Consider the following 21,500-nt stretch of genomic DNA (forward strand, 5'->3'; position numbering starts at 1 on the left):
AGGACAGGGTGGCGACGACACTGGATTGGTCGGATGCAACGGCGGGCACCGAGGTGCAGCAGCAGAGCTATCGCTCCCAAGCAGCCGCGATCCTCCGCTCGCAGATCGTGTCGGGGCGGCTGGAGGCGGGCACCCTGCTCTCCATCGGCTCTGTGGCAGAGCGTCTGAAGGTCTCGATCACCCCTGTCCGCGAGGCCCTCCACGATCTCGCCAAGGACGGCCTGGTGGAGATGCGGCGCAATCGGGGCTTCATCGTCCGCCGCCCCACGCCGGAGGAACTCGATCAGATCAACGAGGTCCGCGCTCTTCTCGAGATCCCCGCCATCCGCTCGATCACCGAGAACCACATGATCCAGGACTACGAACCGCACCGCGAGCGGTGCATGCGCACCCGTGGCTACGCCATGGCGCGAGACTGGGCCTCGTTCGTCGCCACCGACCGCGAGTTCCACCTCGGACTGCTGGCCGAGCTCGGCAACCAGGAACTCGTCTCGCTGGTCGGGACGCTGCGCGATCGCAGCCGACTCCTGGGGCTCGACACGATCGCCGAGACGGTCACGTTCGAGCGCTCGCTGCAGGAGCACGACGACCTCATCGAGGCGATGGCTGCCGGTGATGCCGACCGCGCCGCCGACATCATGTCCATGCACATCCGACACGTCCGGGGCCTCTGGGCGGGGCTCGACGAGGGCGACCCGACCCATGACGCATGACGCCGTGGTCGAACGGGGGGTTCCTGTCGCCCTGACCACCGTCATCGACGCCGTGCGTGAGGCCTTCATCGGGTTCCATCGCGGCGACTTCGACCTCCCGGTGCGGGTCGCCTTCGACGGCGGGCGCATCCTGACCATGCCGGTGCATCATCGCCCGAGCAGCACCGCAGTCGTCAAGGTGCTGCGCATCGAGCCCTCCCGCGATCCCGCGATCTCCGGCGTCATCGTGTGGACGGCTCCCCGCGGGGAGATGGTGTTCGATGCCGCCGAGATCACCGCCATCCGTACCGGGGCTGCGAGCGGGGTCGCGACCGCGTTGCTGGCCGCGCCGGATGCCTCGGTGATGACGATCATCGGCGCAGGCGCCCAGGCGTATCGTCAGGTGGCCGCGGTTCTCGCCGTCCGCCCGATCCGTGAGGTGCGCATCAGCGCGCGCACGCCTTCTCGCGCCGCAGCCCTCGTGGCACGGTTGCGGGAGGAGCATCCCGAGGTGCTCGTGGTGACGGTGAACGATCTGGCCGCAGCCCTCCGCGACACCGACGTCCTCACGTGTGTGACATCGTCGACGACGCCCGTCTTCGATGCGGCCGACCTCCCGCCGCGCATCCACATCAACGCGGTCGGCTCCTATCGCCTCGACATGCGGGAGCTGCCCGCCGACGCCTTCACCGGCGCCGACGTCGTGATCGACAGTTGGGACGCCATCCGCGAGGAGGCCGGCGATCTGATGCCCGCGCTCACCTCCGGTCATCTGCACGAAGACGCGGTGAGTGAGCTGGGAGCGCGCCTCGACGCCGACGCCGGCTCTCGCGCAGCCCGCACCATCTTCAAATCGGTCGGTCTCGCGATCCAGGATTGGGCCGCTGCGTCCGCGATCGCACAGCAGTCCGCGACGAGAGCATAGGAGCAGAGACGATGACGACCCCGCACCACTTCGATGACGTCGCCGGCTGGATCACCGCCGTCGACACCGACGACCGCTTTCTCGGGGTCGACGAGATCGACGACGGATTCGCCGACCTGGCACGGCGGCATCCGTCGAGCGCCCGCACTCGACGCGTCGGCACCTCGCGACTCGGCGAAGCGCTCCTGCTGACCACGGTCGGCGCCGGATCCCGCGACGCGGTCGTCGTCGCAGGTGTCCATCCCAACGAGGTCACGGGGTTCCGCACCGCGGCCCATCTCGCCCGACTCGTCGTCGAGGATGCGCGTTTCCGAGCCCGGTACGACTACACCTGGCACTTCGTCCACAACCTCGACCCCGACGGAACGCGTCTCAACGAGACCTGGTTCGATCGCCCGGGCGACTTCGACTCCTACGTGCGCGGGTTCTTCCGGCCCGCCCCCGACGAGCAGCCGGAGTGGACGTTCCCGACCGACTACAAGCGCGCCTTCTTCGACCGGATGCTGCCCGAGACGCAGGCACTCGCACGCGTCATCGACGACATCCGACCCGAACTGTATGTGAGCCTTCACAACTCGGAGACCGGCGGCGCGTACTGGTACGTCTCGCACTGGGATGCACAGCTGCTCGATGACCTGCATCGCGTGTCGGAGACGGCCGGCGTCATCGTCGACCGCGGCGAGGCGGAGTCCCCGCACCTCACCCGGCTGTCCCCCGGAGTGTTCCTCGCTCCGCGGTTCGAGGTCGGGTACGAGGCCGCGGAGGCCGCCGGTCAGGACCCCACCCAGGGCTTCCTCGGTTCGCAATCCGTGGAGTACGCCGCCGCCCGCGGCGCGGTCACCCTCATCCCGGAAGTGCCCTACTGGAGCCCGACCGCTCCCTCGACGGCGGAGACCGACGAATCGCACGCCGCCATGATCGAGCGCACCGCCGACCAGTTGGGGTCCGTCGCCTCGCGCCTCGACGAGCTCCGCGTGCGAGTGCAGCCCTCGATGTCCGTCGACTCTCCGTTCTGGCGCGCATCCGCGGCCTTCCTTCCCTTCCTCGTCGCCGATGCTGCGGCCGACGGCGTTCGCGCAGGCTCGTCGTCACCCGATCGACTCGCCACGGTGGCAGAGACGGTGAGTCGGGAGACACGTGTGCGCGGATTCATCCTGCGCTACGGCGGCATGTTCCGTCGCGCCCTCCAGGCGCAGGTCGACGCAGGCCTCGCGGACCCCGCCGTGCGCTCAGCGGCCGCCGAGGTGACCGACCTCATCGAGGGATGGCTGCGCCGGAGCAGCCGCGTCGAGACCCACGCACTGCCGGTCAGAGCGATGGTGGGGCAGCAGCTCGGCTCGATCCTGGTCGTGGCCGACGAGATCGCGCGCCGCCACGCCGACGTCGCAGACTGACGGCGTCACAGACTGACGGCGTCAGGGTGCGAGAACGAACCTTCGGGTCATTCCGCGGTGTGCTGGGCCAGTGCGAGAAGAGTCCGCGCGCCCACACCCGTGCCTCCCAGCGGCGTGAATCCGTAGGGCTTCTTGCGGTTGATCGCCGGACCGCAGATGTCCAGGTGCGCCCAGCGCGGCACCGACTCGGCCCGCGAGACGATGTGCTCGAGGAAGAGTGCGGCCGTGAGCATCCCACCAGGGCGGTCTGCCTTGTTCGCGATGTCGGCGACCCGGGAACGCAGTCCGTCGGCCAGATCGACCGGCAGCGGCATCCGCCACAGCCTCTCGTCCGCCGAGGTCGCGGCACCGTCGAGCTCCGACGCCAGGTCGTCGTCGTTGGACATCAGACCGGTCACTCGGTCACCGAGCGCGATCTGCTGTGCGCCGGTGAGCGTGGCGATGTCGACGACAACGTCGGGGTGCTCCGCGATCGCCGCGACGAGCGCATCGGCCAGCACCAGGCGACCCTCGGCATCGGTGTCGCGGACCTCGACGGTCGTCCCATCGCGAAGGGTGAGCACATCGCTCGGACGCTGAGATGTCCCGGACGGGACGTTCTCCGCCAGCGCCATCCACGCGGTGACCCGCACCGGCACCCGAAGACGCGCGCACGCGAGTGCCGCAGCCAGCACCGCGGCTGCGCCCGACATGTCGAAGTTCATGTAGTCCTGCTGGGACAGCTTGAGGTTGATGCCGCCCGCGTCGTAGGTGATCCCCTTGCCGACGAAGGCGAGATGCCCGCGCGCGGGCTCGTCCGGCACATAGTCGACGCGCACGAGAGCGGGCTCGTGCTCGCTTCCCTGTCCGACCCCGATCAGTCCCCCGAAGCCCTCCGCGCGGAGGGCGTCGGCGTCTTTGATCTCGACGTCGATGCCGGCATCGCGGGCCAGATGCGCGGCCACGCGCGCGAAGGACGACGGATACAGCAGGTTGGGCGGCAGATCGACGAGGGTGCGCGAGAGCCTCGTCGCCCTGGCGGCTTCGACCGCGGCGGTGACGTCGCCTTGACCGGCATGCGCGTCGCCGCCCAGCACGTCGATCTCGACGGTGCGCGTCGTGGCGGTGTCGGGCTGCGAACCGTGCACCCCCGGGTAGGAGTACCCACCGAGCAGGGCACCCTCGACGACGGCGCGCACGTCGGCGGCGGACTCGACGGGAAGCGCGAACGTGAGATCGGTGATCCGCTCGGACGCACGGGCAGCGGACCCGGCGGCTCGACGCAGACGAACGGTCGAGTCGGCAGTCGGGTCGGCGTCATCGAGGCCGGTCAGGGTGATGAAGTCATACGGGCTGCTCGCCGGTGCCGCCAGGATCACGGCAGAGCCGTGCCAGTCCACGGACAGCACGTCGAGCGAAACCTCGACGGCTCGGCGTGTCTCCGGATCGAGTTGCGCGTGCGGATCGACGATGGCCGGTCGGGCCCAGTCGGAATGGACTCCGATCACGACGCTCCACAGTCCGGCGGGTGGGGAGTCCTTCGCGAGACTCACGGTCGGCAGGCGGTCAGCCTCGGCGAGGATGTCGAGAAGCGAGGTCATCGTGCTCCGATCATTCAGGGTTCTTGTGGATCATGGTGGTCGCCCCGACTATTCCGGGGAACTCGATCTGCTCGTCGGTGTCGAGCGCGGCCGACTTCGCCGGCCGCTGGGCGATGTAGGCACCGGTGATGACGATGACCCCGCCGACGATCTGCGCGACACCGAGGTGCTCCCCGAGAAGCAGCCAGGCGATCACCGCGGCGAAGACCACCTCGATGTACGCGATGGCGCCGGCGATCACCGCGGACAGGCGGCGCACGGCTGCTCCCTCGATCAGGAAGGCCAGGATCGCGCAGACCACGACCAGCCAGACGAAGGGGAGCCAGCCGGAGATCTCTGCACCGGCGAGGCTGACGGAGTCTCCGATCGCGCCCCACGGCAGCGTCCAGGGCAATGTCGTGAAGGTCAGGACGATGCCCCCGACGACTGCGCCGGATGCCGTCATGACCAGCACGTCGGCGGAACCCTTGAGATCTTCGATGATCATGAAGTACGCCGCCTGACACACCGCCGAGCCGACTCCGGCGAGCACGCCAGACAGGTCGAATGCGAGGCCTGCCCACACCTCGACGACGATCATCAGACCGACCAGCGAGATGATGACCCCGATCGCGGCCGAACGGGGGACGATCCGGCGTCGCACGAACTTCGTCCAGAGGATGATGAGCAGGGGCCCGGAGAACTGCAGCAGGACGGCGACGCCGATGGGCAGTCGCGAGGCCGCATAGAAGAACAGCGTCTGGGACGCGGCCATGCCGACCGCGCCGTAAGCGATCAGAAGGCGCCACGACGATCGCCAGGCGGCAACGAGTTCCTTCCCCCGCAGAAGCAGAACCACCGGGATGAAGACCACTGCGGCCCCGGCCACTCGCAGCCATGACACATGCTGAGGCTCGATCCCCGTCTCCATGAGCATCTTGCCCACGGGCCCTGAGGTCGCGAAGATCGCACAGGCCACGACGGCCAGGATCAGGCCGACGCCGCGCTCGCTCCGCGCGGTCACGACCGCGTCTCCGAGCCCAGACGGCGTCCGCGCTCGAGAAGGGGCGCCATCCATTCCTCGATCTCGTCCACCGTGCGCGGAAGCGCCGCGCTGAGGTTGATCGGCCCGTCCTCGGTCGCGACGAGATCGTCTTCGAGGCGCACACCGATGCCGCGGAACTCCTCGGGCACCGAGAGATCGTCGGCTTTGAAGTACAGCCCCGGCTCCACGGTGAAGACCATGCCGGGCCGGATCAGTGCGCCCCGATAGTTCTCCGGGCGCGATGCCGCGCAGTCGTGCACATCCAGGCCGAGGTGGTGGCTCGTCGCGTGCGGCATCCAGCGACGATGCTGCTGGCCGGTGTCCGACACCGACTCCGCCGCGGACACGGGCAGGATGCCCCACTCCTCGAGGCGTTCAGCCAGCACCCGCACGGCCGCATCGTGGATGTCGAGGAACGGCCGTCCGACCACAGCCGCCGCGATCCCGGCGTCCGCGGCGTCGAGCACCGCCTGGTAGATCCGACGCTGCGCGTCCGAGAACGTTCCGGATGCAGGGACCGTCCTGGTGATGTCAGCCGTGTAGAGGCTCTCGAGCTCGACACCGGCATCCAGCAGCACCAGGTCACCCTCGCGTACAGGACCGTCGCACGATTCCCAGTGCAGGGTGGTCGCATTGTCGCCGGCAGCAGCGGTCGTGCCGTACCCGACGTCGTTCGCCTCGGTGCGCGCCCGTCCGAGGAAGGCCCATTCGATGACCCGCTCGCCGCGCGCGGTGTCGATCGCTCGCGGCAGGGCCTCGACCACGTCCGCGAATCCGCGGATGGAGATGTCGACGGCCGTCTGCAGCTGCGCGATCTCCCACGCGGTCTTCGTCAGGCGCATCTCATCGAGCGCGGTGGCGAGAGCGGCGTCGTCGTCGCTCGGTGTCCACAGTCCCTCGGCGGCGAGAAGCTCTTCGACGGCGGGCGACGCGTTCGGCACGAGGTAAACCCGGCGACCGAGGCGCCGAAGAGAATCCGCGAGTTCCGTCAACCGTCGCACGCCGATACCCAGCACGTCCTCGAGATCGGATGTCGACGGGCGACGACCCGTCCAATACTCGCCGGCCGCACCGTCGAGATAAAAGTCCTCGGTCCCTGGTCCCATCGGCTGACGCTGGAAGAGTGTCGCCTCGGCGGAATCACCGCCGACGACGACGAGCGCAGCATCGGCCTCACCGCGACTGCCGAGCCCGGTCAGCTGCGCGAACGAGGTGTGAGGGCGGAAGACGTAGGGGACATCGTTCGAGCGGATCTTCCGAGCACCGCTGGGAATGACGAGCACGGCATCGGGGTGCAGTGAGGCCAGCATCCGACGACGCTCGCCGGCGAGTGCGGTCGCGTGCTGGTCGAAGCCCCAGGCCGTGGCGCGAACATCCCAGCCCTGCCCCATGAACTCCGAGAGAGCATCCGTGCGTCGCGGATGCGTGCGGCTCCCCCACCCGGAGAGCGCCGACTGCGTGGCCGACCGTTCCTCGCCCGTCGCTCCAGAGACCTCGTCGCTCATCGCACATCCCTCCTCGCACACCGATGCAGCTCTTTCGGTATAGGTAAGGTATCACACCTTGAAACGCGGATCTCGAGCGATCAGCCCAAAAAACATCCGCTCCGTGGGCCTTCTCTCAGCGCCGCGGATGTGATACCTCACTGTGCGCAGCGAAGGGCGATCCGTTGCCCGCGCTCGCATCGGGAAAGGGCGGCGACCTCGCTGCGCATCGAAGTTAGATCGAGCATGACTTCCAAACGCTTGAGGGGATGACCGCAACGCGCTAGGCAAGCCATGCTGCAGCTCCTCTCACCCCTCGTCGATGATCGCCGCGAGTCGAGCCGCAGCCACCGCGCCGGTTCGCAACGCACCCTCGATCCACCCTCGGAAGGCATGGGAGATGTCCGACCCGGCGAAGACGAGACGGTCCTCGGTCGACTCGAGGGCGGAGGCGTACGTCGAGAGCAGGCCCGCGGGAGGGGTGCACCATGTGCCTTTGGACCACGGATCGGCGAGCCAGTCGTGTCCATCGACCTTCAGAACCCCTGCCTCCGGGACGAACCGACGGAACGCCTCTTCCACATCCGCGCGGTCGACGATGTCCAGCTTCCGCTCCTGCGTCGAAAAGCCGACGACGAGGTCGCCCTCCATACCCGTTTCGTCGGCCGGGTAGTTCGTGAAGAAGACATCGATCGGGGCGTCATGCTCGCCGACTCCGACGACCTTCGTCGGCAGCCCCGCGACGAGCGCCCAGAGCTTCTTCGCGGCTCCCGATTGGCCGATCTCCGCGCCCCGGTGATCATGCCGAGAACCCTCGGGTCGTCATAGTCCGGAGAGAAGCTCACTCCGTTGTTGTCCCAGAAGTCGTAGGCACGACTCTGATCGATGCCACCGTCTTCGATGCGCGACACGTCCGAGAGGTCGAGGATGAGGTCGCCGTCGCCGACGAGCCGGTCGTCAAGCTCCCCGTGATAGCGGACCCAAGTGGGGACGCCTTCGTCAGAGAGCATGGCTGCGTGCCCGCTGACGGAGTCAGCGATGACTTTGGAGAAGCGGGTGAGACGGGACATGAAAGCCGACTTTCGTTGGGGCCGCGCCGTCTGCGGCGGCCTCTGAGGTCTCTATGCGCGGTCCTGAGGGCTTGTGCGAACCACACCGCGGCCGGGGCGCGGAGAGGTCTGCGGCGAAGCAGGATTCTGACTCAACGGCGCCGCGCTCATCGAGCCGCCTTGCCCGCATAGGTGCCCGTATAAGTGCCCGCATTGCGTTCGGCGCTCTCATCAGACATGCTCGACGAGGTTGCCGCGAAGCCAGTCATACAGGGCATCGCTGGGCCAGGGCGGGATAGGCAGGGATACTCGAACCGAAGTCAGGGGGTCAGGGGTTCGAGTCCCCTCAGGTCCACCGAAGATGAGAAGCCCCGCGAGAAATCGCGGGGCTTTTTTCATGCCTCCCTCAGATCGCAGAGAACCCTCGCGACGATCTCGTCCAGCGCCTCGTGCGGCCCGACGCGCTCTTCGTCGATCCCGGTCAGTGGAGCCCACCCGTCATACCATTCCCGCAGTTGGCCAGCGCCGAACGCGCTTCGAAGCGCGCGCGTCTCATGGCGCCGAACCGTCTCCTCGAACCCCACATCGAACTGATAGAAGTGCGTGACGCCGCGGTGATCCCGCCGTAGCCGATCGAGCATCGAATCGTAAGCACGCAGGTTCAGCACTCCTTCGAGGATCACGTCGTAGCCGAGGTCGATCGACTCACGCGCGACTGCGTCGATGAGCGGCGCAGCATCAGCGGACACCGAACCTCGATCGGCGTCGGAGAGCAGCTCACGACGAAAGTAATCCTGATGGATCAGGGCGGTGCGTCCGCCGAGTTGCCGACGTAACGCCAGCGCCGTCGTCGTCTTCCCCGACGCCGAGTCACCCCGCAAGACGACCAGGCGCGTGGTTGCCGTTCCGAACCGCGATAGACCCCCGCTCTTGTCCGGCATGTCTGTCACAACGCAGCCAGCTCAGGGATGCTGCCGTGCATCGCATCACGCCAGAGCCAGCGAAGCGCATCCGGCAGCAGGACGCCCGCGTGGTTCGGGCTGTGCCCGCCATCACCCAGCACGAGCCGGAAGTCGTAACCCCCACGCGCAAGCGCGGCCGCGACCTCGAGATTCTCCGCGAGCTGATTCATCTGCGGCTGATCCCATCCGTCGTCACGATGGGCCGCCTGAAGGAAGAACCGCACGTTCCTCCGCGGCTCGGTCGCGATCAGATGCGGAAACGGATTGCCCCCGGGGATCTGCGCGAAGCTCGATACGAACGCGATGACGCGCGAGAACGCGTCGGGCCGCTGCCAAGCGGCCGTGAACGCGGCGTTCCCACCCGAGCTGCCACCGCAGATCCCGCGCCATCCCGGATCCACGGAGATCCGGAAGCGCGATTCGACGATCGGAAGAACCTCCGTCGTCAGAAATGTCGCGTAGCGCCCGTCGAAGGCGTCGTACTCGACGTTGCGGTTCTTCGGGTGTCCCGAGTCGCGCACGACCCCGGGGTCGATGAAGAGACTGATGGTCACAGGCACCTCCCCGTGCTCGATCAGATTGTCGAGCACTGTTCCGGCGCGAATCTCCCCCTCGGGATCCAAGTACCACCAGCCATCGTTGAACACCATCAGTGCCGCATCGCGCTCACCGTCGTACGCGCTCGGCACGTGGATCCAGCATCGTCGCACGGTTCCGGGGAAGACGGTGCTCTCGTCGATCGTGAACTCGATGACCTCGCCAGGGGCGGTCCGGGCGCTCCGCTGACTGTCGGGACCGTACGCATAACGCACGTCGGCGAGGTCGACGGGAAGCGCACGGAAAGGGATCACGGATGTCATCGTCGCCACGATAGCGACGGAACGATCCTCGCGAAAGAGTTTGCATAGATCCTGTTTCCTGTAGGATTTGGCGCACCATGCCCCTCGCAACGATGCAGGATCTGCCATGAACGCCGAGCCGCTCCCCCCGCTCCGGATCTCTCACGCCCCGGTCGGACCACGCCACTCGGCGGCGCTATCGTCGATGCGGGTCCCCCGGACCGGATACCTCGCCGTCTCACTCCTCTGCCCGCTCCCGAACGTCATCGCCCTTCTCGGGCTGAGCGGTCGGCGCCGCACGAAGGAGGTGCCACCTCCGTTGAGTCGATGACGACCACCCCTCTCCCCCTCTGGCAACGACACGAAGGACGACGATGTCTCGCACGGATTCCCCCACCACCCCCACGAAGAAGAACTCGATGCTCGGCGTCGGTGCCGCAGCCCTCGTCGGCTCGGCCCTCGAGTGGTACGACTTCTACCTGTACGGCACGGCCGCAGCGCTGGTCTTCAACCGGATCATCTTCGTCAACTCCGACCCCGTCGTGGCCACGCTCGCCGCCTTCGCGACCTTCGCCGTCGGTTACCTGATCCGCCCCCTGGGCGGTCTCATCTTCGGCCGGATGGGTGACACCCTCGGACGCAAGCGCGTGCTCGTGCTGACCCTGCTGATCATGGGCGCCGCGACGTTCCTGATGGGGCTCACCCCCTCCTACGAGCAGATCGGCATCTGGGCACCGATCATGCTGATCGTCCTCCGCCTCGTGCAGGGCATCGGTGCCGGCGCGGAGTTCGGCGGGGCGGCCATCTTCTCGGTCGAGCACGCCGACCCGCGACGCCGCGGCCTGCACGGCGCCTGGCCGTCGGCCGGCGTCTACCTCGGTCTGCTGATGGCCTCGGGGGTCTTCGCCGTCGTCACCCAGCTGCCCGAGGATCAGTTCCTCGCCTGGGGCTGGCGCATCCCGTTCCTGCTCAGCGCCGTCGTCGTGATCGTGGCGTTGATCATCCGTCTCCGCCTCGCCGAGAGCCCCGCATTCGTCGCGATGCAGTCCGAAGAGCACGTTCCCGTCTCCCCCGTGAAGACCGTCTTCGCGCAGGAGAAGACCGGCATGCTCACCCTCTTCCTCGCTCAACTGCCCCAGAACGTCGTCTCGTCGATCAACCTCGCCTTCATCACCGCGTACCTGGTCGGAAACCTGCAGCTGTCGGCATCCGTCGGCCCCGTCGCCACCACGATCGGCACGGCCGTGACGATGGTGCTGCTGCCCGTGTTCGGCGCCCTTTCCGACCGGATCGGCCGACGTCCGGTGATCCTGTTCGGCATCGTCTTCTCGGGGATCTTCGCGTTCCCGTACTTCTGGCTCATCGGCGGCGGAGAGGCACCGGCACTCGTCGTCATGGCGATCGTGCTGAGCCTGGGCCTCGGGGTGGGCGCGATGTTCGGCCCCCAGGCGGCCTACTTCGCCGAGCTCTTCACCGGCGGTGCTCGGTTCACGGGCCTCGCGTTCTCGCGGGAACTCGCCGGTGCCGTCAGCGCGGGCACGACACCGCTGATCGCCGTGGCCCTCGTCGCCGCGACCGGCGGTGCGACCTGGGCGGTCTCGCTGTTCATCGTCGCGGCGTGCGTCGTGGGAGCGATCGCGGTCTTCTTCGGCGGCGAGACGCGTGGGCGCCGGATGAGCGCGACGACCGTCGCCGATCTGAAGGCATCCACCGGGTCGTTCGAGCGCTGACGCTGCGGGTCGTCGCTCGGATGCTGTGAGCGATGCCGTGCGGCGACGAGCACGAACGACGAACCGAAGTCAACGACCTCGACCGCTACGCCGTCGGGCGGGACGATGATCTCCCGCACTCGAGACAGGAGATCAGATGAGCACCCCCGATTCGCCCGAGACCGACGACCCGCGCACCTACGACGGCCCGGATTCCGACATCGCCGCAGGGAACATCACCGACGCGGACTTCACCACCGACGCTCCGGAAGGCACCTCCCCCGAGGAGGAGACGGACGCGGACGCGGACGCGGACGGCGGAGCATAGGAGGGCTTCGACTCTGCCTGCCGTACGGGGCGTGCTGAGCGCAAGGGGGAAGACGATGTCGGCGGCACGCCCTAACGTTCACGTTGTGAACGATCCTGATCAGCACCCCGACGACGTCCTCTGGGCGTGCGTCGAAGACGGATTCCATGTCGGCAGTCGCAGTGGAGACTTCCTCGGTTACGTCGACCGGCGGGCGGACGGGCAGTACGCCGCTTTCGATGCGCGATCGCGGGAGATCGGCGCGTTCGCGTCGCTCCACGAAGCGACGGATGCCGTCACCGCCTCGTCGACGCCGAGCACGCCCCTGTCCACCGCGGGCGACGAACTCGTCGGAGGTGACAGATGAGCGCCGACCTGATCTCCGTCGTCTACACCAGCACCGCGTCGCAGCCGTTCCGCAGCTCCGCTCTCGAAGACCTCCTCACGACCTGCCGACGCCTGAACACGCAGAGAGGTGTCACCGGCATGCTCCTCTACCGCGACGGGCGGTTCATCCAGATCCTCGAGGGGGCGCCCGACGTCGTCGATCGTCTCATCGAGACGATCCGTCGCGACCATCGCCACCACGACCTCCGGATCCTTCTGCGCGACGGGATCGCGGAGCGTCGCTTCAGCGACTGGACCATGGGTTACCGGCCCCTCCGCGATTTCTCCGGCGGCATCCCCGAGGGGTACCGGGATTCGTTCGACGACCTCGACGAGGGAGCGGATGCCGAGACCGCTCGGCGCGCGCTGGCCGAGTTGACGCTGTGGTTCCGCGTGCGGTCGGTCGCCTCCGTCCCCTCCGTCACCGGTGCATAGCGTCGTACCCGGATCGGAACGACGGGAACTCGAGCGGCCCGACGACCCTGCGAAGGAGCGCGCCGTCCAACACATGGCCCGAATCGCGGTGAGCCCCGGCATCCGGCGGCGGCTCCACACCGAGCAGATCGGCGATGTAGGTCACGACCTCGCCGAGCCGGACCGGCTCTTCGTCGACGGCGTGCAGGAGCACGGGCGGAGAGGCCATTCGCAGAAGCATGTCGATCGTGCGGACGAGATCGCTCTCATGAATGCGGTTGGTCCAACGTCGATGATCCACCTCCGCGTGATCCCGCACGCGGCGGATCAAGAAGTCCCTGCCCGGGCCGTAGATGCCCGCAGGGCGGAGCACGACCGCGGACAGCAGCTCCTGCGCGGCGAGCTCGCCATCGCGGATCGCCTGCGCGCGCTCGGTCTGCGGGTGCGGCACCGTGCGCTCCGTCAGCACATGGTCGGGCTTCTCGCCCGCGAAGACGCCCGTCGAGGACACGAACACCGTGCGCTCCGGGATCGCCGGCAGGGCGCGGACGATATGGCCGAGCGCTACGCGGTACGCGTCGACCCCCTCTCCCGGCGGAAGGGTGACGACCAGCGAATCGATCGCCGGGAGCTCGACGGGCGACGGCGACGCGACGTCTGCCTCGATACCGATCACGCCGGCGGGCAGGTCGGATGCCGAGCGGCGAAGCGCGAACACCTCGCTCCCGTCCGCGATCAACGAGGGGGCCAGCCGAGCGCCGAGCTTGCCGAATCCGACGAGCAGGGTGCGTCGAACCGGCCTCGTCTCGTGAGCGGGGAAGGTGTTCATCCCTCCAACCTGCCACAGAGCGTCAGGGGCGGTTGCTAGGTTGGACACTCACGGTGCGCGAGCGCCGGCGAACGGGAGGAAACCGATGGGACTGTTCCGACGACCGGAGATGCCGAAGCCCGCCGAGCCGGGGCTCTGGTCTCGAGGGTTCGGTGTCGTCGCGACCCGCAGCCTGCAGACCCTGATCGTGCTCGCTCTCGTCGCCGTCGGCGTGCTCGTGATCACGCAGCTCTCCCTCGTCTTCATCCCCGTGACGATCGCGCTGATCCTCGCGAGTGCGATCCATCCGCTCGTCGCGCTGATGCGCCGGCGCGGGATGCCGTCGATCCTCGCCACCTGGATCGCCTTGATCGGCATCCTCGCCGTGCTCGGCGGCGTCGTGTGGGTCATCGTGCTCACCGTGCGATCGCAGTGGGACGACCTCGTCGACTCCGCCACCGACGGCATCGCACAGGTCACCGACTGGCTCGGCACCCTCCCGTTCGACTTCGGGGCCATCGACCTCGACGATGTCTGGGCCAACGCGCAGGACTTCCTCACGAGCGCCTCGTTCGGCCAGGGCGCCCTGGCCGGTGTCTCGGCCACCGCGAGCTTCTTCACCGGCCTCGCGCTGATGATCGTCGTGCTGTTCTTCTTCCTCAAGGACGGCCCGCGCATCTGGGAGTTCCTGCTGCGCCCCTTCACCGGCGAGAGCTACGAGCGGGCGCGCCGGATCGGCGACAAGACCGTCGACGTGTTCGGCGGCTACATCCGCGGCACGTCGATCGTCGCCGCGGCCGACGCGCTGGGTATCGGCATCGGCCTCGCGATCCTGCAGATCCCGCTCGCGATCCCGCTCGCCGTGATCGTCTTCCTCACCGCCTTCATCCCCCTGGTCGGCGCGACGGCCGCCGGCATCCTCGCTGCTCTCGTGGCTCTCGTGACGCACGGCCCGGTGGCGGCGCTGATCGTGGTCGGCATCGTGGTGCTCGTCAACCAGCTCGAGGGCAACTTCCTGCAGCCGGTCGTCATGGCGCGGTCGCTGAAGTTGCATGCCCTCGTCATCCTGCTGGCCCTGACCGCGGGCACGATCCTCGGCGGCATCGTCGGCGCCGTGCTCTCGGTACCGCTCGCCGCGGTCGCCTGGGGAATCATCACCGTGTGGGACGGACCGCACACGCCTGCTCGCCCCTTCCGCAAGAAGCGGTCCGAGACCGTCTGACGCGGGCCTCGACAGCCGACGAAGCAGTCCCCGTCCTTCGTCGGATGCCCCGTGCCGGGCGATGTGGGGAGATGGAGGAACGCAAGGACGACACCGGGAATCCTGCGTGGCTCTCCCCTCCACCCGGCACGAACGAAGGATCCTCTCATGGCTGTCACCGTCCGCTCCGATCTGGTGCTCTCCCACGCCGTCGTCACCTCCGATGTGACCGGCAACTTCGACGACGTCGACATCGAGTCCTGGCTCAAGAACCTGCCCACCCACGAGTACCAGCGCTGCGCACCCGGCGACCACAAGGCGGCCGGCTACACGGTCGATGACGACGGCACGCCCATGTCGATCAACGTCGAGGTCATCGGAACCGGACTCGTGATCCAGCAGTACCGCTACGAGGTCGCGAGCAAGCACTACTGCAAGATGGTGTCGATCTCCGACATCCTCACCCCGACCGGTTGGACCACCACGCAGGTGATCTGGGAGCTGGGCATGGAGCAGCTGGAGGGCGACCAGCTGCGCTACGTCAACACCGTCACCTCGCACCCGACCGAGGAGTTCCTCGAGTTCATCACGGCCAGCGGCGCGACGTTCGAAGAGGCCGCCGCGGCACGCCAGAAGGCCTCCGGCCAACACTGCGAGCTCGAGACCCCGCACTACGCGCAGAGCATCATCGCGTACGCGAAGAGCAACCCGGCCACGGCCGCGGCCTGAGCGTTCCCGCTCGCACCCGATCCGAGAGAAGGCATCCCATGACCTCCGCCGTCCGTTTCACGCACCCGGGCCCGCCCGAGGTGCTGCGTCTGGTGCCGGTCGCGCGGCCCGAACCGGCCGCCCACGAGGTGCGCATCCGCGTGCATGCGGCGGGGATCAACAACGCCGACCTGCTCGAGCGCCGGGGCCACTATCCGGTCCCTCCGGGGGCGCCGGAAGGCCCCGGCCTCGAGTGCGCCGGCGTGATCGAGGCGGTGGGGGCGGATGTCGACGGCTGGAGCATCGGCGACGAGGTGTGCGCCCTGCTCGCCGGGGGCGGCTACGCCGAGGAGGTCGTCGTGCCGGCGACGCAGATCATGCCGAAGCCGCGCTCCCTCACGATGGTCGAGGCAGCGGGTCTTCCCGAGGTCGCCTGCACGGTGTATTCCAATCTCGGCATGATCGCCGGTCTCACCGCCGGGCAGACCGTGCTCGTGCACGGTGGAGCCGGCGGGATCGGCTCGTTCGCGGTGCAGTGGGCGAAGGCGATCGGCGCCAGAGTCATCGCCACGGCGGGCAGCGACGCGAAGGCGGCGGCGGCCCGCACGTTCGGCGCAGATGTGGCCATCAATTACCGCGATGAAGATTTCGCCGCGGCCACGCTCGCCGCCACGCACGGACGCGGCGCCGACGCCATCCTCGACATCGTCGGCGCTCCGTACCTCGAGCGCAACATCGAGAGCCTCGCCCTCGACGGCCACCTCGTGATCATCGGAGGGACGACCGGGCCGACGACGCTCGACCTGTGGGAGCTGATGTCGCGCCGGGCGAGCGTCTCGGCCACGCTCCTGCGTGCACGGCCGGCCACGCAGAAGGCCGCGATCGTCGCCGGCGTCATCCGCGACGTCCTCCCGCTCGTCGACAGCGGCGCGATCCGCGGCGCCGTGGATGCCGTCTTCCCGCTCGCCGAGGCCGGCCGTGCGCATGCGCTGCTGGAGAGCGGGACGACCGTCGGCAAGGTCGTGCTCGACGCGACCGCCGAGCGACTCTGACGGCACGCGCATGGACCGCCCGCCCGAACCGAAGCCCGCGACGGGTGACCGCCCCGTCCCGAACGATCCAGCGCACGACCGCATCTGGGCGCCGCTCGCCGTCCCGATCTTCCGCGCACTCTGGATCACCGCGCTCGTCAGCAACATCGGCACCTGGATGCAGACCGTCGGTGCGCAGTGGTTCATGGTCGAGCAGCACACGCATCCGCTGCTCATCGCCCTCATCCAGACGGCGTCCGCCGCGCCCGTGCTGCTGCTCGGCATCCCGGCCGGGGTGCTCGGGGAGTTCCTGAACCGCCGATCGCTGCTCATCTGGATGCAGACGCTGCAGGTCCTTCTGAGCGCTGCTCTGGTGACTCTCACCGCGACCGGCGAGATGACGCCGTACCTGCTGCTGATCATCACTCTGCTGCTCGGCGGGGCGACCGCGGTGCAGCTGCCGGCGTACCAAGCGCTTGCGACCGAGATCGTGCCGGTGCGGCTGGTGCCGATGGCGGCGTCGCTGAGCGCGGTCTCGGTCAACATCGCCCGCGCGATCGGTCCCGCGATCGCCGGAGTACTGCTGTCAGGTTTCGGCGTCGCTTTCGTGTTCGGTATGAACCTCCTCTCGTTCGCCGCGTTCCTCGTCGTGCTCGTCACCTGGCGCAGCTACCGTCCGGATGCGCGACAGGCCGAGCGCTTCGTCGACGCGGCACGGGCGGGAGTCCGCTACGTCACCCGCGCCGCCGTCGTACGGCGCATGTACGTGCGTCTCGGGGCGTTCGTCGTGCCCGGCAGCGTTCTCTACGCGCTCCTCCCCCTCATCGCGACAGAGCGGCTGGGGCTCGACTCCGCCGGCTACGGTCTGCTGCTGGCGGGGATCGGCGTCGGATCGATCGGCGCGGCCTTCCTCATGCCCGTGTTCCGTTCGTGGGGAGCCAACCGCACGGTGCTCGCGGCATCCGTCCTCTTCGGCGCGGCCACCATCGGCGTCGCCCTCTCGCCGACGATCGTGCTCGCCCTGCCCCTTCTCGCCCTCGCCGGTGCCGCGTGGATCGGCGTCGTCGCCACGCTGAACGGCGCGGTGCAATCGTTCCTGCCGGTGTGGGTGCGGGCGCGGGGGCTCTCGGTGTACCAGATGGTGCTGTACGGCTCGATGGCGGCGGGCGGGCTTCTCAGCGGTGTGGTCGCCGGCTGGGTCGGTGCCACCGCGGTGACCGCCGCCGCGGGCGTGGTCACGCTGCTGCTCGCGGCCTCGCAGCTCTTCTGGCCGTTGCTCGAGACCGCCGACAAGAAGCGCGAGACGTACGCGCTCCCTCTCGCCGAAGCGTCCGTGGACGTCGATGGCACGAGCCCCACCCTCGTTCTCGTGCGCTACGACGTCGCGCCCGAGAACGTCGATGCCTTCCGCGCGCAGATGCGCCTCGTCGAGCACAGCCGACGGCGCACGGGCGCGCGCACCTGGGCGCTCTACCAGGACCGCGAGGACGGCCGCTGGGTCGAGGCCTTCGGCGTCGGCAGCTGGGACGAGCACCTGCAGCAGCACCGAGCACGACTGACCCGCTACGACCAGACGGTGATCGAGACGGCGGGCGCGCTCGCGAACTCGGTGGAGGTCGAACATCTGGTCGAGACGGCGGATGCCGCAACTCCCCGCCGCGCCCATCATGCGGGCGCCGCGCACCACTCCCCGCCCCACCCCGCCGCGCCCTCATGAGCCGGCCCTCCCGGACGCTCCGCGAGCTCACCGCCGTCACTCCCTCGCCCGGTTCCTGGGTCGCCGCGACCCAGGCGATGCTCGCGGTCGTCCTGCCCGCCGTCGTGTTCACCGCCGCCGGCGCCGCATCGCTCGGTCTGCTCGCCTCGTTCGGCGCTCTCGTCGTCATGTACCTCTCCGGACGCAGCCGTCGCGAGCGCGCGGCCAAGCTCCCCGTGATCGCGGCGGGCTTCGTCCTGGGATCCCTGCTCGGAATCCTCACCGGCGATTCCCTCACCGCGAGTCTGCTCGCAATCGGCGCTGTCGCGATCGCGTTCTCCTTCCTGAGCCTCGCCTTCGATGTCGGCCCTCCCGGAGCGATCTTCCCCGTCCTGACGACGGGGTCGATGGGGCAGCTCACGGCGCCCGCCTCGTCCGGTGGGGCCGCGATGGACCCCGGCGTCGTCCTGGCGACGATCGTCGTCGGGATCCTCGCGGGCTATGCCGCGGTCGTCGCTCCGCTGCTCGTCCCCGCGGTGCGGCGACGCGATGCCCTCGCCCCGGCGGATCATGGCTGGACGTTCACCTTCACGCCGGAGTCGGCGCGCATCCTCGCACGGCTCACGGTCGGGATCCTCCTCGCCCTGCTCGTCAGCGCCGTGCTCGGTCTGCACCACGCGGCCTGGGTGCTGCTCGCGGTGCTCGGCATCCTCCAGAAGGATGCCGACGTGCACCGCGGCACGATCAGGATGGCGCAGCGCGTGCTCGGCACCGCCCTGGGCGGCGCACTCGCGCTGCTCTTCCTCCTCTGGACACCGGAGCGACTCGCGCTGCTCACGATCATCGGCGTGCTCGTGTTCGGCTTCGTGGCGCTGGTGCGACGCAATCTGCTCTTCGCGTTGATGCTGGTGACGCCCATGGCGCTCCTGCTCGTCACGGGTGGAGACCGTGACCGCCTGCTGGAATCGGTGCTCGCGCGCGTCGGCGACACGGCGATCGGAGCGGTGGTCGCCGTGCTCGTCCTCGGTGCTGCGCTCCTGAGCCGCCGCGCGGGTCGGCGCCTTCCCGCCTCCCCGACGCACACGAAGGGGGCGGTGTGACCTTTCGGTCGCACCGCCCCCTTCGTCCGGTGCTCAGCGCAGCGGGGTGATCCCCTGCGCCCCGCGCGGGAACGTCGCGAGGATCGCCGGGTCGATGTTGAGATGCGCCGAGACGAGCTGCGGCGGAACGTGCGAGAGCCAGTTCGCGAGCGAGATCTCCTCGTACTTGTCGGTGCGGAACACCTCGAGGAACTGCAGCACGTCATCACCGGTGTTCTCGATGTAGTGACCGAAGTTCTTGCGCACGACGCCCACATCGCCCGCGCGGAAGTCGGTCGTGTTGGCGTGCGGCCCCGTGTTGAACACGGTCATACGGGCGGAGCCGCGCAGGTAGTACTGCCATTCATCGGCGTTCGGGTGCCAGTGCAGTTCACGCATCGAACCGGGCTCGACCGTCACGAGCGCCGCGGCGACGGTGGACGAGTACTTGTAGTTGGTCGAGTCCGCGATCTGGATCGACCCGCCCGAGTTCTCGTAGAGCGGCTTCGACCGCGAGAGGCGGAAGATCACCGGCTCCATGCCCCACTCGACGCCCGCGGCGGCCTGATCGACCTCGAGGGCCGGCGGCTCGTCACCGGGGAAGATCCAGAGGTTGTGCAGCGGGATGTCGGAGAACACCTCCTGCGCCACACCGAAGTTCTTGGCGAGCACCTCGGGAGGCGTGTGCGCGAACCAGTCGGTGAGCAGCAGCGTGTTCGACTCGGACTGGTCGCCGTCGTCGAACGCGAGCACGAACTCCGCGCCGTCCGGACCCAGTCCCTGCAGGGAGTGCGGGGTGCCCGCCGGGAAGAACCACAGGTCGCCCTCCTCCACGTCCTCGACGGCGGGAAGACCCGAACGGCTCAGCGTCGTGACGCGCGCCTTGCCCCGGGTCATCACGGCCCACTCCGCGGTCTGGTGCCAGTGCAGCTCGCGGATGCCGCCGGGCTCCAGGTACATGTTCACCCCGGCGATCTCGTCGGAGATGTGGAAGTCCTGCTTGGTGAGCTCCCGCGCCCACCCGCCTCGCTGCACGCGCCGCGGGGAGATGTTGAACGACGACCAGAAGAACGGCTGCGTGCTGATGTCGGTCGCCGGAGCGTGCATCTGATTGGGGAACTGCGACTCGATGACCTCGTTCTGCGGCCCGCCCATGGTGTTGCTCTGCGGACGGTCGGCGATGTTCACCTCGCCCTCCTGCGGCAAGTCGGGGTTCCCGAGTGTCGGGACCTCGTGCCCCAGCTCGGCGTTCTCGGACGTGTCCATGCGGTGCTCCTTCGTGATGGTTCCGGACGATACCGAGGAGTCTGCTCCTTCGTCCATCGCCGGTACACACCCCCGTGACGAATCGGTTCTCGACTCTCGTCGGACGAGGTCCATCCCGCGCGGCGCTTGCATGGGGGCATCCCTGGAGGTCTTCATGTCGTCATCGACCGTTCGCACGCCCCGCCCCTATCCCCTGCTCGAGAGCGCGCCCGCCGCTGCCGCGCTCGCCCTGGTCTCGGGCCTGCTCAATGCCTGGACGTTCGGGCAGATCGGCACCTTCGCGACCGTGCAGTCCGGCAATCTGCTCTCGATCGGCTACTTCATGGCCGACGGAGACCCGTCGAGGGTGCTTGCGGCTGCGGCATCCGTCCTGTCGTTCGCCCTCGGTTCGTTCCTCTGCACGCTCGTCGTGCTGTGGCGGGCGCGAACCGGGCGCGGGTACTCGGTCGAGGTGCTGCTCTGCGAGGTGATCGCGCTCGCCGCGCTCGCCCTCGCGAGCGTCACGGGGGCGGTGGGGCCGGAGTGGATCGCCGGCGCGATCAGCTTCCTCGCCGGCGTGCAGGGCAATGCCTTCCACCGGGAGACCGGCATGCTCTACGGCAACATCGCCGTCACCTCGGTGGTCCAGATGGCCGCGAGTCTTCTCGCTCGAGCCGCGGGGAGGACGATCGCCTCCGACGGCGAGCCCCACCTGCGTCCGGCGGCGGCCTACACCTCGGTGCTCGTGGCGTTCGCGGCCGGCGGCGGCATCGGATTCGCCCTCGATCGGGCGTGGTCCTGCGCGTCGATCATCGGTGCCGCAGCGGTCCTCGGCATCCTCCTCCTCGTCGCCCGCTCCGCGCACGGTGCGGTCGATCCCTCTCAGAACGCGCCGACCCCGTGACATCCCTCCTCGACACCTGTCTGGTCGAGTCCGGACGCGCGCCCTAACCGGCGGCGACCAGC

General features: G+C 68.7%; 21 protein-coding genes. 13 read left to right on the forward strand and 8 right to left on the reverse strand.

What is annotated here, in order from left to right:
* The first annotated feature begins 8 nt into the window (after positions 1 to 8).
* The 3 genes from ACTJKK_RS13410 to ACTJKK_RS13420 are packed head-to-tail and all read left to right on the forward strand — an operon-like array spanning position 9 to position 3,011.
* On the forward strand, positions 9 to 713 hold the full coding sequence (locus ACTJKK_RS13410; protein WP_440748372.1) for a GntR family transcriptional regulator: 705 nt from the start codon (positions 9 to 11) through the stop codon (positions 711 to 713).
* On the forward strand, positions 703 to 1,617 hold the full coding sequence (locus tag ACTJKK_RS13415) for an ornithine cyclodeaminase family protein (protein WP_440748373.1): 915 nt from the start codon (positions 703 to 705) through the stop codon (positions 1,615 to 1,617). Before ACTJKK_RS13410 ends, ACTJKK_RS13415 begins: the two co-directional genes overlap by 11 nt.
* A gap of 11 nt (positions 1,618 to 1,628) precedes the next feature.
* Positions 1,629 to 3,011 carry a M14 family zinc carboxypeptidase gene (locus ACTJKK_RS13420; protein WP_440748374.1) on the forward strand — a complete coding sequence of 461 codons (1,383 nt, stop codon included), beginning with the start codon at positions 1,629 to 1,631 and terminating at the stop codon, positions 3,009 to 3,011.
* 47 nt (positions 3,012 to 3,058) lie between these two features.
* Here ACTJKK_RS13420 and ACTJKK_RS13425 read toward each other — a convergent pair whose 3' ends face one another.
* The 6 genes from ACTJKK_RS13425 to ACTJKK_RS13450 form a co-directional block, all read right to left on the reverse strand.
* Positions 3,059 to 4,591: a leucyl aminopeptidase gene (locus ACTJKK_RS13425; protein WP_440748375.1), complete on the reverse strand. Its 1,533-nt coding sequence runs from the start codon at positions 4,589 to 4,591 to the stop codon at positions 3,059 to 3,061.
* Positions 4,592 to 4,601: 10 nt separating this feature from the next.
* On the reverse strand, positions 4,602 to 5,594 hold the full coding sequence (locus ACTJKK_RS13430) for an EamA family transporter (protein WP_440748376.1): 993 nt from the start codon (positions 5,592 to 5,594) through the stop codon (positions 4,602 to 4,604).
* The gene (locus tag ACTJKK_RS13435) at positions 5,591 to 7,120 is read right to left on the reverse strand and encodes an aminopeptidase P family protein (RefSeq protein WP_440748377.1); all 1,530 of its coding nucleotides are present in this window, start codon (positions 7,118 to 7,120) and stop codon (positions 5,591 to 5,593) included. Before ACTJKK_RS13435 ends, ACTJKK_RS13430 begins: the two co-directional genes overlap by 4 nt.
* A 288-nt stretch (positions 7,121 to 7,408) precedes the next feature.
* Complete coding sequence (locus ACTJKK_RS13440; protein ID WP_440748489.1) at positions 7,409 to 7,882, reverse strand: FAD-dependent oxidoreductase; 474 nt, start codon at positions 7,880 to 7,882, stop codon at positions 7,409 to 7,411.
* A 661-nt stretch (positions 7,883 to 8,543) separates the two neighbouring features.
* A complete protein-coding gene (locus ACTJKK_RS13445) occupies positions 8,544 to 9,089 on the reverse strand; it encodes an AAA family ATPase (RefSeq protein WP_440748378.1) in 546 nt (181 codons plus the stop codon).
* Positions 9,090 to 9,094: 5 nt separating this feature from the next.
* Positions 9,095 to 10,078, reverse strand: coding sequence for an alpha/beta hydrolase (locus tag ACTJKK_RS13450; RefSeq protein WP_440748379.1), 984 nt, complete (start codon positions 10,076 to 10,078; stop codon positions 9,095 to 9,097).
* 245 nt (positions 10,079 to 10,323) lie between these two features.
* Here ACTJKK_RS13450 and ACTJKK_RS13455 point away from each other — a divergent pair, with 245 nt between their 5' ends.
* The 4 genes from ACTJKK_RS13455 to ACTJKK_RS13470 all read left to right on the forward strand — a co-directional run bounded on the left by ACTJKK_RS13455 (position 10,324) and on the right by ACTJKK_RS13470 (position 12,787).
* The gene (locus ACTJKK_RS13455; protein ID WP_440748380.1) at positions 10,324 to 11,679 is read left to right on the forward strand and encodes an MFS transporter; all 1,356 of its coding nucleotides are present in this window, start codon (positions 10,324 to 10,326) and stop codon (positions 11,677 to 11,679) included.
* A 136-nt stretch (positions 11,680 to 11,815) separates the two neighbouring features.
* A complete protein-coding gene (locus ACTJKK_RS13460) occupies positions 11,816 to 11,986 on the forward strand; it encodes a hypothetical protein (RefSeq protein WP_440748381.1) in 171 nt (56 codons plus the stop codon).
* An 85-nt stretch (positions 11,987 to 12,071) separates the two neighbouring features.
* Complete coding sequence (locus ACTJKK_RS13465; RefSeq protein WP_440748382.1) at positions 12,072 to 12,332, forward strand: hypothetical protein; 261 nt, start codon at positions 12,072 to 12,074, stop codon at positions 12,330 to 12,332.
* On the forward strand, positions 12,329 to 12,787 hold the full coding sequence (locus ACTJKK_RS13470) for a BLUF domain-containing protein (protein ID WP_440748383.1): 459 nt from the start codon (positions 12,329 to 12,331) through the stop codon (positions 12,785 to 12,787). Before ACTJKK_RS13465 ends, ACTJKK_RS13470 begins: the two co-directional genes overlap by 4 nt.
* Here ACTJKK_RS13470 and ACTJKK_RS13475 read toward each other — a convergent pair.
* On the reverse strand, positions 12,774 to 13,595 hold the full coding sequence (locus tag ACTJKK_RS13475) for a hypothetical protein (protein WP_440748384.1): 822 nt from the start codon (positions 13,593 to 13,595) through the stop codon (positions 12,774 to 12,776). The two genes, ACTJKK_RS13470 and ACTJKK_RS13475, sit on opposite strands and share 14 nt — an antisense overlap.
* Positions 13,596 to 13,680: 85 nt before the next feature.
* On the opposite strand from ACTJKK_RS13475, the gene ACTJKK_RS13480 reads away from it, so the two are divergent.
* From ACTJKK_RS13480 to ACTJKK_RS13500, 5 genes are all read left to right on the forward strand, one after another.
* Complete coding sequence (locus tag ACTJKK_RS13480) at positions 13,681 to 14,796, forward strand: AI-2E family transporter (protein ID WP_247622188.1); 1,116 nt, start codon at positions 13,681 to 13,683, stop codon at positions 14,794 to 14,796.
* A 147-nt stretch (positions 14,797 to 14,943) separates the two neighbouring features.
* Positions 14,944 to 15,504, forward strand: a complete 561-nt coding sequence (locus ACTJKK_RS13485; protein ID WP_247622187.1) for a hypothetical protein — start codon at positions 14,944 to 14,946, stop codon at positions 15,502 to 15,504.
* 38 nt (positions 15,505 to 15,542) lie between these two features.
* Positions 15,543 to 16,535 carry an NAD(P)H-quinone oxidoreductase gene (locus tag ACTJKK_RS13490; RefSeq protein WP_440748385.1) on the forward strand — a complete coding sequence of 331 codons (993 nt, stop codon included), beginning with the start codon at positions 15,543 to 15,545 and terminating at the stop codon, positions 16,533 to 16,535.
* A 10-nt stretch (positions 16,536 to 16,545) separates the two neighbouring features.
* On the forward strand, positions 16,546 to 18,231 hold the full coding sequence (locus ACTJKK_RS13495; RefSeq protein WP_440748386.1) for an MFS transporter: 1,686 nt from the start codon (positions 16,546 to 16,548) through the stop codon (positions 18,229 to 18,231).
* On the forward strand, positions 18,228 to 19,310 hold the full coding sequence (locus tag ACTJKK_RS13500; RefSeq protein ID WP_440748387.1) for an FUSC family protein: 1,083 nt from the start codon (positions 18,228 to 18,230) through the stop codon (positions 19,308 to 19,310). Before ACTJKK_RS13495 ends, ACTJKK_RS13500 begins: the two co-directional genes overlap by 4 nt.
* 33 nt (positions 19,311 to 19,343) lie before the next feature.
* Here ACTJKK_RS13500 and ACTJKK_RS13505 read toward each other — a convergent pair whose 3' ends face one another.
* Positions 19,344 to 20,555 (reverse strand): cupin domain-containing protein, encoded by a 1,212-nt coding sequence (locus ACTJKK_RS13505; protein WP_247632013.1) that lies wholly within the window; start codon positions 20,553 to 20,555, stop codon positions 19,344 to 19,346.
* 130 nt (positions 20,556 to 20,685) lie between these two features.
* Between ACTJKK_RS13505 and ACTJKK_RS13510 the strand changes: the two genes are divergently transcribed.
* Positions 20,686 to 21,438: a YoaK family protein gene (locus ACTJKK_RS13510; RefSeq protein ID WP_440748388.1), complete on the forward strand. Its 753-nt coding sequence runs from the start codon at positions 20,686 to 20,688 to the stop codon at positions 21,436 to 21,438.
* The last annotated feature ends 62 nt before the right edge of the window (positions 21,439 to 21,500 follow it).

The sequence above is a fragment of the Microbacterium sp. 22179 genome, from assembly GCF_052045715.1.
Classification (GTDB): Bacteria; Actinomycetota; Actinomycetes; order Actinomycetales; family Microbacteriaceae; genus Microbacterium; species Microbacterium galbinum.